The sequence below is a fragment of the Halalkalibacter wakoensis JCM 9140 genome, from assembly GCF_000513095.1.
GTDB classification, from domain to species: Bacteria; Bacillota; Bacilli; order Bacillales; family Bacillaceae_D; genus Halalkalibacter; species Halalkalibacter wakoensis.
The window spans coordinates 32,933-47,726 of sequence record NZ_BAUT01000012.1 but is presented as its reverse complement, the minus strand read 5'-3'; the positions used below and the strand labels follow the sequence as shown (position 1 = coordinate 47,726).

14 protein-coding genes and 1 riboswitch are annotated in these 14,794 nt (G+C 38.3%); of the genes, 4 read left to right on the top strand and 10 right to left on the bottom strand.

Translation table 11 applies throughout. The annotated features are described in order from the left end of the window. The first annotated feature begins 13 nt into the window (after window positions 1-13). Both JCM9140_RS07255 and JCM9140_RS07250 read left to right on the top strand, forming a co-directional pair. On the top strand, window positions 14-577 hold the full coding sequence (locus tag JCM9140_RS07255; RefSeq protein WP_034744381.1) for an alkaline phosphatase family protein: 564 nt from the start codon (window positions 14-16) through the stop codon (window positions 575-577). Window positions 578-585: 8 nt separating this feature from the next. Then, the gene (locus tag JCM9140_RS07250) at window positions 586-1,578 is read left to right on the top strand and encodes an alkaline phosphatase family protein (protein ID WP_162232188.1); all 993 of its coding nucleotides are present in this window, start codon (window positions 586-588) and stop codon (window positions 1,576-1,578) included. A 24-nt stretch (window positions 1,579-1,602) separates the two neighbouring features. Here the strand turns inward: JCM9140_RS07250 and JCM9140_RS07245 are convergent, their stop codons facing one another. The 3 genes from JCM9140_RS07245 to JCM9140_RS07235 all read right to left on the bottom strand — a co-directional run bounded on the left by JCM9140_RS07245 (window position 1,603) and on the right by JCM9140_RS07235 (window position 3,954). After that, window positions 1,603-2,508, bottom strand: a complete 906-nt coding sequence (locus tag JCM9140_RS07245; RefSeq protein WP_034744377.1) for a superoxide dismutase — start codon at window positions 2,506-2,508, stop codon at window positions 1,603-1,605. Window positions 2,509-2,598: 90 nt separating this feature from the next. Then, on the bottom strand, window positions 2,599-3,186 hold the full coding sequence (scpB, locus tag JCM9140_RS07240) for an SMC-Scp complex subunit ScpB (protein ID WP_034744375.1): 588 nt from the start codon (window positions 3,184-3,186) through the stop codon (window positions 2,599-2,601). A 15-nt stretch (window positions 3,187-3,201) separates the two neighbouring features. Next, complete coding sequence (locus tag JCM9140_RS07235; RefSeq protein WP_034744373.1) at window positions 3,202-3,954, bottom strand: segregation/condensation protein A; 753 nt, start codon at window positions 3,952-3,954, stop codon at window positions 3,202-3,204. 145 nt (window positions 3,955-4,099) lie between these two features. Here JCM9140_RS07235 and JCM9140_RS07230 point away from each other — a divergent pair, with 145 nt between their 5' ends. Further along, a complete protein-coding gene (locus tag JCM9140_RS07230) occupies window positions 4,100-4,624 on the top strand; it encodes a DUF309 domain-containing protein (protein WP_034744371.1) in 525 nt (174 codons plus the stop codon). Window positions 4,625-4,642: 18 nt separating this feature from the next. On the opposite strand, the gene JCM9140_RS07225 is transcribed toward JCM9140_RS07230, so the two are convergent. From JCM9140_RS07225 to ribD, 6 genes are all read right to left on the bottom strand, one after another. Then, on the bottom strand, window positions 4,643-4,996 hold the full coding sequence (locus JCM9140_RS07225) for a GNAT family N-acetyltransferase (protein ID WP_034744369.1): 354 nt from the start codon (window positions 4,994-4,996) through the stop codon (window positions 4,643-4,645). A gap of 215 nt (window positions 4,997-5,211) precedes the next feature. Continuing rightward, window positions 5,212-6,141, bottom strand: a complete 930-nt coding sequence (locus JCM9140_RS07220) for a manganese-dependent inorganic pyrophosphatase (RefSeq protein WP_034744367.1) — start codon at window positions 6,139-6,141, stop codon at window positions 5,212-5,214. 205 nt (window positions 6,142-6,346) lie between these two features. Beyond that, window positions 6,347-6,814: a 6,7-dimethyl-8-ribityllumazine synthase gene (gene ribH, locus JCM9140_RS07215; RefSeq protein WP_034744365.1), complete on the bottom strand. Its 468-nt coding sequence runs from the start codon at window positions 6,812-6,814 to the stop codon at window positions 6,347-6,349. Between the two features lie 93 nt (window positions 6,815-6,907). After that, a complete protein-coding gene (locus tag JCM9140_RS07210; RefSeq protein ID WP_052002129.1) occupies window positions 6,908-8,128 on the bottom strand; it encodes a bifunctional 3,4-dihydroxy-2-butanone-4-phosphate synthase/GTP cyclohydrolase II in 1,221 nt (406 codons plus the stop codon). Window positions 8,129-8,147: 19 nt separating this feature from the next. After that, window positions 8,148-8,807 carry a riboflavin synthase gene (ribE, locus tag JCM9140_RS07205; RefSeq protein WP_034744363.1) on the bottom strand — a complete coding sequence of 220 codons (660 nt, stop codon included), beginning with the start codon at window positions 8,805-8,807 and terminating at the stop codon, window positions 8,148-8,150. Then, complete coding sequence (ribD, locus tag JCM9140_RS07200; protein ID WP_034744360.1) at window positions 8,808-9,893, bottom strand: bifunctional diaminohydroxyphosphoribosylaminopyrimidine deaminase/5-amino-6-(5-phosphoribosylamino)uracil reductase RibD; 1,086 nt, start codon at window positions 9,891-9,893, stop codon at window positions 8,808-8,810. It abuts the gene before it with no gap. Window positions 9,894-10,108: 215 nt separating this feature from the next. Then, window positions 10,109-10,255: riboswitch (FMN riboswitch) on the bottom strand. A 246-nt stretch (window positions 10,256-10,501) separates the two neighbouring features. Here ribD and JCM9140_RS07195 point away from each other — a divergent pair. Beyond that, window positions 10,502-13,705 carry a DEAD/DEAH box helicase gene (locus JCM9140_RS07195; RefSeq protein WP_034744358.1) on the top strand — a complete coding sequence of 1,068 codons (3,204 nt, stop codon included), beginning with the start codon at window positions 10,502-10,504 and terminating at the stop codon, window positions 13,703-13,705. Window positions 13,706-13,876: 171 nt separating this feature from the next. On the opposite strand, the gene rbsK is transcribed toward JCM9140_RS07195, so the two are convergent. Next, window positions 13,877-14,770 carry a ribokinase gene (gene rbsK, locus JCM9140_RS07190; RefSeq protein ID WP_034744355.1) on the bottom strand — a complete coding sequence of 298 codons (894 nt, stop codon included), beginning with the start codon at window positions 14,768-14,770 and terminating at the stop codon, window positions 13,877-13,879. Between the last annotated feature and the right edge of the window lie 24 nt (window positions 14,771-14,794).

Sequence of the window (14,794 nt, the reverse complement as noted above, 5' to 3'; positions counted from 1 at the left end):
AGGTGGTGAAAACATGAAAAAAATCATCTTATACACCCTTCTTGCTTGTATGTTACTAGGGTGTCAACAAGAACGTCCCGAGGGTGCTTCTTTAATTCAATCAACTGAAGACTCTCAAGATAAAAATGTCATCGTTGTCGTCATTGATTCAATGACTGAAGCTGTTCTAAATGCTGGGATGGAAAACAACTCTCTTCCTGCCTTATCATATTTAGCTGATCGAGGACAAGTGTATCATGATATCGTAGCACCTTTTCCATCTATGTCCGTTGCTATTGAAAGTACATTAATGACAGGATCATCTGTAGGTGAGCACCAAGTCCCAGGTTTGGTTTGGTATGATCCGGATGGAGACGTTATTGTTGATTACGGTTCTACATTATCAAAGTACTGGAAATTAGGCATTAATGATACATTAATGAATACACTCGTACATTTAAACACAAATCATTTATCTCCTCAAGTTGACACTATTTATGAGGAAGTTAAAAAAGAAATAAAAAAACAAGTGGTTCGATCAATTTACTTGTATACCGCGGAGAGAAATCTCATCCGATTACTGTTCCCGGTTACATGAAGACTTTGTTGCATTTACCGGATAAAATGAAAACAAAAGGGCCTGATTTACTTGCCTTTGGTCAAGCAGTGAAACCAAAGAAAATACAAGGAGAAAGCTTGGATGACAGCATCTATCAAAAATTCGGACTGAACGATTCCTATTCTTCTGAAGTTACAGCCAAATTAATAAAAGAAAATGAGCAACCTGATTTTTTAATGGTTTTTTTTCCTGACTATGATAAAGATGCGCATTTTAATGGACCTGTTAGCCCTGAATATTTTGCCAAAACGGATGGGTATTTGCAAAACATTCTAAACGCTTACGATAGTTGGGACGAGGCTCTTGAAGAAAACATCTTCGTCATTATGGGAGACCATGGCCAAGATCAGCTGAAAGAAAAAAAAGAAGAAGTAGCCATTGAATTAGAACCATTGCTTGATCCATTTCACGTTGCTCCGTTAATGGATGAACCAAGTAGTGGAGACATTGTAATTGCAAATAATCATCGTTCAGCGTATTTGTATACAATCACTCCTGATATTCAGTTCTTTGATGTAGCAAGCAAATTAAATCAAGATAAACGAATCGATCATCTTGCTTGGCTTGACGAAGGAGAACTTGTTCTATATCAAGTTGGCACAGAAGGTTACTTACGCATCGAGGAAGGTGGCAACTGGTCAGATCGATATGAACAAACTTGGACACTAGAAGGAAATGAGCAGATTGCAGACATCCAACTAGATGAATCAAATCAATTGATTACGTATAACGATTATCCAGATATATTTCATCAATTATTTGAAGCCTTAAACAGTCATTCAGAAACAATGATCGTCACAGCTAAACCGGGCTATACACTTAAATCAGAAGGAGCACCTGTTCATAATGAAGGTGGTGAACATGGTGGCCTTCATAAAAATGATACCATCACTTCCATGATCGTTTCAGGAAGTGACCATGAGTTAGAAGATGAACGGATGGAAGCATTAAAAGACTTTTTTATACAACTACTAAAATAAGTGAAGGGGTCACCCCCTTCACTTTTATTTATAGGTCTTCCATTTTAGCTCACGTGATTCAAGATAGCGTTTTTGTACCTCAGGCCAATGGACAACATTCCACCAATTATCAATGTATTTTTTTCGCTCATTTTTATATTGAAGGTAATAAGCATGTTCCCACACATCTAATACGAGAAGGGGAATGACATCTTGCTGAGTTAAGTTTTGATGTTTTTCTGCCTGTAAAATTTCGAGACGATGAGCTCGAGGAGACCAGACTAATAATGCCCATCCGACTCCCTCGACTGCTTCTGCTGCTTTTGAGAAGTGTTCCTTAAATTTCTTGAAGCTCCCAAAGTCGCGATTTATTTGTGAAGCTAACTCCCCACTTGGCTGACCTCCACCACGTGGACTCATAACATTCCAAAAAATGGTATGAAGATAATGTCCTGCTCCATGAAAAGCAGCCTCTCGCTCCCAATGTTTAATTAGATCGAAATCGCCTTTCTTTCTGGATCTTTCCATCTCTTTTTCCGCTTTGTTTAGTCCATCTACATAGCTTTGGTGGTGTTTCTCATGATGGAGTCTCATGATCTCTCCTAGAATATATGGCTCTAATGAATTATAAGAATAAGGCAATGGGGGCAGTTTGTGTCCTCCAATCGGGACAGGGTCAAGGTTGACTTTGTTAGCCTCTAAACGATTTGGTACTAATTCCGACCACTGCTGATACACATCCAGCGCAAGCTCATCTAAATCAACATCTTTATGTGCACGCTGTTCATTTGACTGTTCACATTCATTAAGTAGTGTGACTAATGAGGTTGTAAATGGCTTAATCTTGTCATAACTAACAGTCGATTCAATGTTAGAACCATATTGATTCCAAATGTTTTTTACTTCTTTTGCCCAATCAAAAATTGCTTTTTCATGTGAGTTCACACTCATTCCTCCTCTAACATAGCAGTAACGGTTTATACTATGTCAGTTTCAGTAATCTGTGTGTTTGTATATATAGAAAAAAGCAGAGCAAAACGATTACTCCGCTTCAAGGGTCTCCTCAAATTTTTTGAAAAATAAATCCGCCTCGTCTTCGAGTGCATTCTCATCAATATTCTCTGGTAATGGTGGTAGTTCATCTAGTGTATTTAGACCAAAGTGATCTAAAAAGAATGTCGTTGTTCCATATAAAATGGGTCTACCGGGACCAGGGGCTCGATCTACTTCTTTAATCAATAACTTTGTAGATAAGGTATAAATAGCTCGATCGGACTTAACACCGCGAATGTCATCAATTTCCATTCGCGTAATGGGCTGACGATAAGCGACAATAGCTAATGTTTCTAACGCAGCTTGCGATAAACTAGAATGTAATGGTGAAACAGCTAATTTTTTGAAATAAGGGGCATGTTCAGGCCTTGTTGTTAAGCGAAAAGCCCCTGCCATTTCAACAATTTGCAATCCACGTTTTTGATCTTGATACTGCAATTGTAGAGACAGCATTGCCTCATGGACCGTTTCCCTTTCCAATTCTAACACCGTCGCCATATCTTCAATCGTCATCCCTTCATCCCCAACAACAAACAATAATCCTTCAATTGTTGCAAAAATCTCTTCAAGAGTCATTTGTGAACTCCTTTCTTATTCAATGCTGTAGATCATGATGTCAGAAAAATTGTTCTCTTGTTCACAACGAATCGTTTTCGTCTTCATTAGTTCCAGTACGGCCAAGAAACTAACAACGATATGTCCTTTTTCAGGGATTGGAAAAAGGTCATTAAAATGACAAAACCCATTAAAATTATTTTTCAATTGGCTAACAATTTCTTGCATTCGATCTTCAATCGCATATTCTTGACTTTTCACTGTCGTCATTCGAGGTGCTTTTAATTCTTTCCTTTTCAATAATTTTTGATAAGCACTGAGCATATCAAACAATGAGACCCCCGCTATTGCAAGATCACGCCGTTCTTCATCTGAAATATAAGGATCTAAATCTTCCGGAGGACGAGTGTGTACAAGGCTTCTCTCCTCTTCTTTCTCTTTTAGTTCTGACGCAGCTTCTTTATATTTTTTATATTCGATTAACCGATACATGAGTTCATCGCGCGGATCTTCTTCCTCTTCCATTTGCCAGTCATCATCAAAAAGCTCCTCCTCTTGTTTCGGGAGAAGCATGTTACTTTTAATAGCAAGCAATGTAGCCGCCATGACCAAGTATTCACTCGCTATATCCAATTCTAAATCCTGCATAGCGTGTATATATGCTAAATATTGGTCGGTAATCACAGCAACAGGAATATCATATATATCTACCTCTGCCTGATTGATAAGGTGTAGGAGAAGATCAAGCGGACCCTCAAATGTATCAAGCTTCACACTGTAAGGATTCATTTAACCACCACTAGCTTTGTGTAATGTTTGCTAGATGAGATTATATCATACTTTTTATAACAATTGGAACAGACTTCAATGTCTACTTCGTTCACACCTATATTTTTGGTAGACTATAAGTAATGACGGACAAAGGGGAATTTACATGTATCCAACTGCTTACTTAGATTATCTCATTTATTTTCATATCGAGAGAGACTATTTTGAATGCCACGAAATTCTTGAAGAATATTGGAAAGAACACGATCCCAAAAAACGAGACTCACATTGGGTTGGCCTTATTCAAATTGCTGTTGGCCTGTATCACCATAGAAGAGGTAATGTGAACGGGGCAATTAGGATGTATACAAAAGCACGCTCTATTCTAGAAAAAAATACTGTACAGCTTCAACAGTTAGGATTAAATAAACTCGATCTTATAAAACAACTTGACGTTCAGATTCTACGTGCCTCAGATTCGGATGTTAGATTTGATGACATTGCACTCCCACTATCAAAAGACGTTATCCACGCTTGTCAAAAACGTTGCGAAACATTGGGATTTGAGTGGAAAACAAAAAAAGACATACCAACAGAGCTTATTCATAAACATACATTACGAGACCGTACGGACGTCATACTAGAAAGAAAGCGACAATTAGCTCTAAAGAAAAATAGTAAAAAACAATAAAAAAAAGAGAAGAAGAAATTATCTGTTCTTCTCTCCTTCTTTACAGCAAAGCAAAAAGCTTTCTGTGTCGGTTGTAGGTTTCAAATCACACGGCAACACACGTTTTAATTCTTGCACCATCTTTTTCCCTATACCTTCTTTTCTATAAGATGGATTTACACATATGTGTTGCAGCTTAGCCTCACCATCTGTTATCACGATGCCGAGAACCCCTACAAAATCGTCTTCTTTCCATAAATAAAGCTTCCAATCTGGATCATTTTCATAGCGTTCCATCGTTTTCGTTAGTTGTTTAATTTCTTTCTCTTTAGGCATAAAAGAAAGAAGACCCATGGCAATTTTTTGATTAAGGCTTTTATAAGGTACAAGCATAGTAGACCTCTCACATTTCTAACTCAGGTGATGAGTTGTTTTTCGTATGCGCTTTCACCAACAATATTCTACCACAAAATACAAAAAAATGACTTAATTTTTTTCATTTTTTTAGGCTATTTGTTCAATATATACTATGCATATTCTATAAAAAAGGATCCGTATTGTAAAAAAAGAGCACAGAATTTTACTTCATGTGCTCTCCAACTTTGAAATTATTTTGCTAAAACGGTATCTAATCCTGGAACAATTTGTTTCTTACGAGAGACAACACCTTTTAGAACAGCCGTAGAATCTTCTAATTTTACGTTATAAGCCTTTTCTACAGCGTCAGTTAATTTCCCAAGAGCTAAAATTTTTGAATCGTTTTCTAGAATGTCTGTAACGACTAATAAAAACAGATCCAATCCTTTTTCACTAATAACCCCTGTTAACGCTTCTTCTACTTCAGCTTTACGTGAAAATACGTCGTTAGTATCAACAACATTCACTTGAGCGATTTCTAACTTATGTGAACCCATTGTAAATTCTTTAGCATCTAATGAAATAAGCTCAGCCACTGATTTACTGCTAACGTCTGCTCCAGCCTTAAGCATTTCAAGACCATATTGATCTAAATCAACCTCTGCAATTTCAGCTAACTCGCGAGCCGCTGCAATATCTTGCTCTGTGCACGTTGGAGATTTAAATAACAAAGAATCAGAAATAATAGCCGATACCATAAGACCAGCGATATTTTTCTCAATCGCCACACCATGCTCTTTGTACAGTTTATTTAAGATCGTAGCAGTACACCCTACAGGCTCAGCACGATAGTAGAGAGGATCACTTGTTTCAAAATTAGCAATACGATGGTGATCAATCACTTCAAGAACTCGAACAGAATCGATATCTGATACACTTTGTTGACGCTCATTATGATCAACTAAAATAACGTTCTCTACTTCATTTGCTACCGTTTCGACTAAACGTGGAACTTCCACACCAAAATGATCTAACGCATACTTCGTCTCTCCGTTAATTTCACCTAAACGTACAGCTTCTGCTTCTACACCTAATTTGTTTTTCAAGTCTGCATAAACAATTGCAGATGTAATTGTGTCCGTATCCGGGCTTTTGTGTCCAAAAATTAATACTTTGCTCATGTTTTTCTACTCCTTTTTTATGTATTCCTTTAATTCATTTAATCCTGATCTATTTAGGTGGTTTTTAACACCCAACGTTATTTTATCAATTATTCTACCAAAAATAAACATAAAGAACCAAAATCATGTAAAAAAAGAGGTTACTCGAAATAAAATCAACAGCTACATCTTGATTTATCTTTCAGGAACCTCTCTTTTGTTCTACTTATTCAAAACTTTTCCCTAAATTAGCCATTTCAATAGCAGCAGTTGCAGCATCCCAACCTTTGTTCCCAGCCTTCGTGCCAGCACGTTCCACAGCTTGTTCAATCGTATCGGTTGTTAGCACACCAAAAATAACCGGCTTCCCTGTAGATAGAGCAAGAGAACCTACTCCTTTTGCCACTTCATTACACACATAATCAAAGTGTGGAGTAGTGCCACGAATAACGGTACCTAATGTAATGACTGCATCGTATTTTCCTGAGTCTAGCATCTTTTTAGCTGCAAACGGAATTTCAAATGCTCCAGGTACCCATGCTACATCCACATCGGCTTCATTCACCCCATGACGCTTCAATGCATCTTCTGCACCACCTAACAATTTACTTGTTATAAATTCATTAAAACGTCCAACTACAATCCCTACTTTTAGTCCTGTTCCTACTAAATGTCCTTCAAAAACCTGTCCCATTTCTAATTCCTCCTCAAATAAGTTATGCCTAGTTTGGCGAAGCTTGTCCTTTATGTTATGTATCACAAGGTAAAGGTCTACCCTGTGTTATCTTTAAAAGTGTAACATATGTCCTAGCTTTTCTGATTTCGTTCGTAAATAATTTTCATTGTCTTTGTTATGAGGTAACTGTAAAGGAACTCGGTCCACTACCTCTAACTCATAACCTTTTAGCCCCGTAATCTTTCTCGGGTTGTTTGTTAAAAGACGCATTTGTTTAATTCCAAGATCACGTAAAATTTGAGCGCCAATCCCATAATCGCGCAAATCAGCTGGAAAACCAAGCTTTTCATTTGCTTCGACTGTATCAAATCCCTCTTCCTGCAACTGATAAGCTCTAAGCTTATTCATTAAGCCAATGCCTCGCCCTTCTTGACGCATATATAGTAGAACCCCACGTCCTTCTTGCTCAATTTGAGCAAGAGCAGCATGCAATTGCGGTCCACAATCACAACGATGTGACCCAAAAACATCACCAGTTAAACACTCTGAATGAACTCGAACGAGAGTTGGTTCCCCTTCAATGATTTCTCCTTTTACAAGGGCAACACTTTCTTTTCCCTCAATAATATCAGAATATCCAATTGCACGAAAATCACCAAAGTCTGTAGGTAGTTTAATTTCAACTTCTTTTTTTACCAGTTTATCTTTACGATGGCGGTATTTAATTAAATCTTTAATTGTGATCATTTTTAAATCATGTTCATCTGCAATTTTACGCAATTCAGGAACACGTGCCATCGTACCGTCTTCATTCATAATCTCACAAATAACCCCTGCCGGTTTGGCACCTGATAACCGAGCTAGGTCAATTGCTGCTTCTGTATGACCAGCACGACGCAGTACCCCTCCATTTTTTGCGACTAACGGGAACGTGTGTCCAGGACGCTTAAAGTGATGCTTTTTCGCATTCTCATCGACTAAAGCCAGAATTGTGTCTGCACGTTCCTTGGCAGAAATCCCCGTCGTGTTTGAAAAATGATCAACACTAACTGTAAAAGCCGTACCATGAGGATCTGTATTATGATCAACCATGGAAACTAAATCTAATTCTTTCGCACGCTCCTCAGTAATGGGCGTACAAACAAGACCTCGACCGTATGTAACCATAAAATTAATAATCTCAGGTGTTGTTTTTTCAGCGATTGCCAAAAAATCCCCTTCGTTCTCTCGATCCTCATCATCACATACAATCACACATTTCCCTTGCATGAGTTCATATATAGCTTCTTCAATTGGATCAAATTCAATTGGTTCTTCTTTGCTATTGGCCATCCATCTCACCATCCTCTATTTATTTATATCCGTGTTCAGATAGAAAACTCTCTGTTAATGATGAACGTGACTTTGTCGGTGTTACCTCAGAACGTCTCAAAAGAAATTGCTCTATGTATTTTCCAACCATATCACATTCGATATTCACAATTTCTCCAACGCCTTTTGTCCCAATAATCGTTTCTTCAATCGTGTGGGGGATAATGGATATGGTGAAGCTTTCTTCATCCACTGCAAAAATCGTAAGGCTCGTACCATCAACAGCGACTGACCCTTTTTCAATCATGTAATGTCTAAGGTTACTGTTTATTCCAATCCTATAATAAACCGCATTTTGTTCAGGAGTTTTTGCCAAAATCGTCCCTGTTCCATCTACGTGGCCTGAAACAAAATGGCCACCAAAACGACCTTTTGCACTCATCGCACGTTCCAAGTTTACCTTTGAACCTCGCCCAAGACTTTGGAGACTAGTAGCACGAACCGTTTCTGGCATCACATCGACAGTGAAATGAGTGGACGTAAAGGATGTGACCGTTAGACATACCCCGTTAACGGAAATGCTATCACCAAGATGAACATCCTCTAAAATGTTTGATGCACCAATTTTCATGATCATCGACTCACCCGTTGAACGCATCTCCTGAATATGACCAACTTCTTCAATAATTCCTGTAAACATTTATCCACTTCCTTTCAGACGTGAAACAACTTTGATATCATTTCCTATCGTTGTCACTTCTTTAACATCTAATTCAAGCGCTTCATCAACCTTAGCAAAACCATTGCCGCCAATTGCAGTAGGTGCAAACTTACCTCCAAACAATTTTGGGGCTAAATAAGTAATTACTTGATTAACAGCTCGAGCTTCTAAGAAGCTCCCATTCACTTCTGAACCACCTTCTACAAAAACAGACGTTACGGTTTTTGTCCCAAGAAAGGACAAAATCGTCTCAACAGACAGATCTGGTAACCTTACAACCAACACTCCATATTGTGTTAACTCATTTTGTTTAACTTGTGAAGCGCTGTCTGTTGTTAAAATCCAAGTCGGGGCTTCTTGGTCTTGAACCAGGTTCGCATTCACTGGTATTTTGAGTGTATGATCTAATACTACACGTATCGGATTTTTGCCTCCTGCTGGTAACCTTGTTGTCAAGGACGGGTTATCAGCTAACACGGTTCCAATTCCAACGAGGATGGCATCATGCTCGTGACGATAACGATGAACATCTTCTCTCGCCTCTGGACCTGTTATCCATTTACTCTGTCCTGTTACAGTTGCCGTTTTCCCATCAAGAGTAGTGGCCGATTTAAGCGTAACAAATGGAATTTGTTTTTTCATAAAGTGAAAGAACACTTCATTTAGTTCATTCGCTTCTTCTTGACAAATGCCAAATTCAACTTCAAGTCCAGCTTCTCTTAATTTAGCTAAGCCTTGTCCAGCTACTTCAGGATTAGAGTCTCCTGTTGCTACAACCACTCTCTTCAAACCTCGCTCAATAATTAAATCTGCACATGGCGGAGTCTTGCCATAATGACTGCAAGGTTCTAACGTCACATAAATCGTTGCACCTCTTGCCTTTTCACCAGCCATCGTTAATGCCTGCACTTCCGCATGACCTTCTCCGGCACGCAAATGTGCGCCCATCCCTATAATGGCACCATCTTTCACCACAACAGAACCAACCATTGGGTTAGGTGATGTCTGGCCTTTTGTACTCCTTGCAAGATCTAGTGCCAGCTTCATATAGTAAACATCATTCATCAAAAATCCCTCGCAGTATGTCAAACAATATTCCAAACAGAAAAGCCCTGAGAGTAGTACATCTCAGGGCTTGCGTTAATAATTGGTCACGAAATAAACGTACCACAAAAAAAGATAGTCGTTTACTAGGTACATAAAAAAGGATAGACTACTCCCTTTAAACGAAGAACATTTTTCAAAAACAAGAAAATAACAGTCCTTACCTTCGTACCTTTTCGTTCCTTCTCCCATCCAGACTTTCACTGTCGGTCCCGGAGTTTCACCAGGTCCACCGCTCTTAATCAAAAGAAACGGGTCACGGACTAAGAAGCGTTTGCTTCATCACCGCCGGTCGGGATTTCCACCCAGCCCCGAAGGAAACATATTCAATTATAAATCTAGTACCTTCCAACATTAAATCTCAAAAACAGCATTGGATTAAAAAAATCGTACCACTTAAATTTGAATAAATCAAGAAATTTAACTTTTGGTTCAAAGCCATTACATTCTCACACCATTCACCTTTAACACACGTTTTATTTTTATATAATAGACCCAAACTAGAAAAATAGTACACTTCCTTAACTCGTGTTATGATTAAATCATTGTTTTAAGGAGGTACATCATTCATGTCTTACCCGTGGTTAACCGCTACTTATATATTATCGATTGCATCAAATCAATCAACGTTTAATAGAGGAATTAACTACTTTCGCTTAGAAAGAGTTGCTGATCTAGATTATGAAAAAGAAACAAACTCATATTTTGCTTTTATAGACGGTTCGTTGCTGTATGAATGTGAAATTACAATTAAAGGCCCTGAGTCGATTTTATATTCGTGTGAATGCGAAGCTGCCGCTACGTATTCCGGTGCATGTAAGCATATCGTTGCTATGTTGTTTGCGATAAAAGAATGGGAAGAGGAAAAAGGAACTGTTATAGCCTTTCCTTCTGCTCCACCAAAACAAAGAAGTAAAATGTTAGATAAGTATCAAGAGGTGTTCTCTCATACGAAACGAGTAAAAGGGCAAAAAGAACGATTAGACGTTGAATATGAACTTCTTTTCTCACATTCCTCGTATCTACCATTATTAGATAAAGTAGAAATTCGTCTAAAAGTCGGAGCGAAGCGGCTTTACGTCGTCAAAAGCATGGATGACTTTTTAAGGGCATTTGTAAAAAATGAATCTTATACATTTACAGCAAACTTTGTCTATGATCCATTCATTCACGAGGTTTCTGAAATTGATAAACAACTATTACATGAGCTATATACGTACTCTGAAATCATCTCTGCCAATCAAGACAACTATTATTATTATCGCTCTAATCAAAAACGCTCTTACGAAATACCCGCTGTTAGCTTGTTACCAATGTTAGAACAATTAAAAGAAAAACCCTTGTTGCTTACAATTGATGGAAGTTTACAATCGAAAGACGTTAAAATTAAAGAGTTAGGAAAAAATCACGTTCTTCATTTCACTTTATCAACAAATGAGGAAGATTCCACTGTTCACCTTAGTAGTCCTAATTTATCAGAATTTGATTTTGCGAGTGAAGATTTACGAATTCTCATACACGGAAACACCATTTATCAATTAACGGATGAACAAGCAAAACATCTGCACATAATAGCTGAACAGGCAGATCTAAATGATACAATTGATATGATTCCAAAGGAACAATTAGAAGCTTTCTGTTCATATGTGCTTCCTTCACTTTCTTCCGTTGGTACGGTCCAATTATCTGAAGAATTATATGATGCGATTGAAACAAAACCGCTTATGGCCAAATTTTATTTAGACTTGCAAGATGGAACACTCACAGGGAATGTTTCGTTTGAGTACGGAGAGCATACTCGAAATCCTTTTAAAGAATCGCAAGAAACGAATGAAAAAATCATTACACGAGACGTCCAAAAAGAAGAGGACATTATCGCTCACATTAAGCAAATTGATTTTGAGGTTACGGATGGAACACTCACGTTAACAGATTGGGAATCGATTGTCCCTTTTCTATTTGAGCATCTTCCAGTTTTACAAAAGAAAATGGACGTATATACAACAGCTGCAGTCAGAAATGTAATAGCTACACCAACAACGTCTCCTTTTGTTAAATTGGATGTGAATCATGAAAACAATTGGCTTGATGTGACCTTTTCAATGGAAGGAATTGCTGATGAAGAAATTATCGATGTGCTCTATGCATTGCAAACAAGTGCAAAATACTACAAATTGTCTAACGGTTCGTACCTTCAATTAAATCACAGTCGGTTCGATTCCATTAAACAGGTGATTGACACAGTCGCAACACCTAAACAATCTTTACACAGAGAAATGTCCATTCCATTGCATAAAGCGTTTGAGCTTGACCGACAAAATGGTCAAACGAAAATATCAAAACAACTACATCAATTGTTATCTGATATTCAGTCACCTGAATTTAGTGATTGGCCAGTTCCCAATAGCCTCCAAGCCGAACTACGCGACTATCAATTGAATGGATACCGCTGGCTTCGTACCCTTTCGCGCTTTGGATTAGGTGGAATTTTAGCCGATGATATGGGATTAGGAAAAACGGTGCAAACAATTGCCTTTATTCAAAGTGAAAAAGAAGCACATGGAAAATTCCAGGCGTTGATTATCGCTCCAGCTAGTTTAATTTATAACTGGGAGAAGGAATTTGAAAAATTTGCTCCTTCTTTACGTATTGCTGTTGTTGCAGGCAGCAAACAGACAAGAAAAGAGCTTATTGAAGAGGAATATGACGTACTGATCACGTCTTATCCTTTAATCCAACGAGATTATGAACTTTATGCTTCACGCATGTTTTCTACAATGATTTTAGATGAAGCACAAGCAATTAAAAATGATGCAACGAAAACGACAAAAGCTGTCCGAACTCTACCAACAAACAGTAGTTTTGCTTTAAGCGGTACACCCATTGAAAACCACCAAGACGAGCTCTATTCCATTTTTCATAGTATCTTACCTGGAATGCTAGGAACGAAAAAGCAATTCAAGGAGTTATCGAACGAAACGATTTCGAAGCGAGTTCGTCCTTTTATATTACGAAGATTGAAACGCGATGTTTTATCAGAACTCCCCCAAAAACAAGAATCTGTTCAATATACAGATTTAAGTGCTGATCAAAAGAAAATGTATGTCGCTCAAGTAAAACAATTAACAAATGATGTAGATGAAGCCATTAAAAGCAATGAATTCCAGCAAAAACGAATCGAGATTCTTGCTGGCCTAACAAGATTACGCCAAATTTGCTGCCATCCAAGCCTGATTGACCCACAGACAACCTATCAATCAGGAAAAATGGACCGTCTACTAGAATATGTAGAAGAGGGCTTACAAGCACAGCAAAAAATGGTCATCTTTTCTCAATTTACGTCGATGCTCGGCTTAATTAGAAAAAGCTTTGATGAGAGAGGATGGACTTATCACTATATTGATGGCCAGACACCACCAAAATCTCGAGTAGAGATGGCAGAGCGATTTAACAATGGAGAAAAATCGCTGTTTTTAATTTCCCTAAAAGCAGGCGGCACTGGTCTGAACTTAATTGGCGGTGATACCGTTATTCTTTACGATACATGGTGGAATCCTGCAATTGAAGAACAAGCTGCTGATCGTGTTTACCGTTATGGACAAACAAAAAATGTCCAAGTGATTAAATTAATTGCAAATGGCACCATTGAGGAAAAGATCCTTTCCATGCACGAAAAAAAGAAAGCCCTTGTAGACTCCATTATCCAACCTGGTGAGGAAACTCTACAGTCTTTAAGTGCTGAGGACATTAAACAATTGCTCACTTTATCCTAGAAATGTTGTTTAATAGACCCTCGAACTCTTAGGTTCTAGACCACTGAAAAAGTACCTAACTGCCCAGGGCAATGACACTCCGCTTTCCGCGGGTGCCCGGTGAGCCTCCTCAGCATTTGCCTGCGGAGTCTCACACTTGGGGCACTGCTTCACTGTAGGACACCAGATCCGTTATTTGGTGTCCTCTCTTCTTTTCCTATCTATCAAAAAATGCTCCACTTCTTTTTTGGTAGGCATACCATTTTGTGCCCCTAACTTTGTGACAGCTAATGCCCCTACAGCGTTAGCAAATTGGCAAGCCTCGATTAATTCCTTGCCTTCTGATAGCGCTACAGCCATTGCCCCGTTAAATGCATCTCCTGCTCCTGTCGTATCGAGGACCTCAACCTTATAACTTGGTATATTTACGCTATCTCCATTTTTCCATACTGTTGCACCTTCACTACCTTTTGTGACAATTAATTTTTCTTTGAAATCACCTTGGTTTTTTAACCGTTTTTCCTCATGTTCATTTGGTGTCAAATACGCTACTTTTTCCATCACATCGTTTGATAGCATTTGAAAGGGTGCAGGATTTACAATGACAGGAACGTTCGAACGACTTGCGACTCTTATAACATGTTCAACGGTATGTATCGGAATTTCTAATTGCATTAAGATCATGTCACTTTCAGCGATAACCTTAACATAAGGCTTAATCGCTTCTTCTGTTACTTCAGCGTTTGCTCCAGGAACGACGATGATGCTATTATCGTGATCACTAATAGTAATAGAAGCTATTCCTGTATGTTTGTTCGTTTGTTTTGCGACTTCACAAAAAGTAATGTTCTCATGTTGAAGATGTTGCCTCAACTGTTGCCCAAACAAATCATTTCCTACACAACCTATCAGTGTAACATCTGCTCCAAGTCTAGCTGCTGCAACTGCCTGATTTGCTCCTTTCCCACCAGGAATGGTTGAAAATGTTTCTCCTAAAACGGTTTCTCCAACATCGGGTCTAACTCTTGTTGTCGTCACTAAATCCATGTTAATGCTTCCAATAACAGTCACTTTTTTCTTCAACAGACTTCATTCCTTTTTCATTTGTCA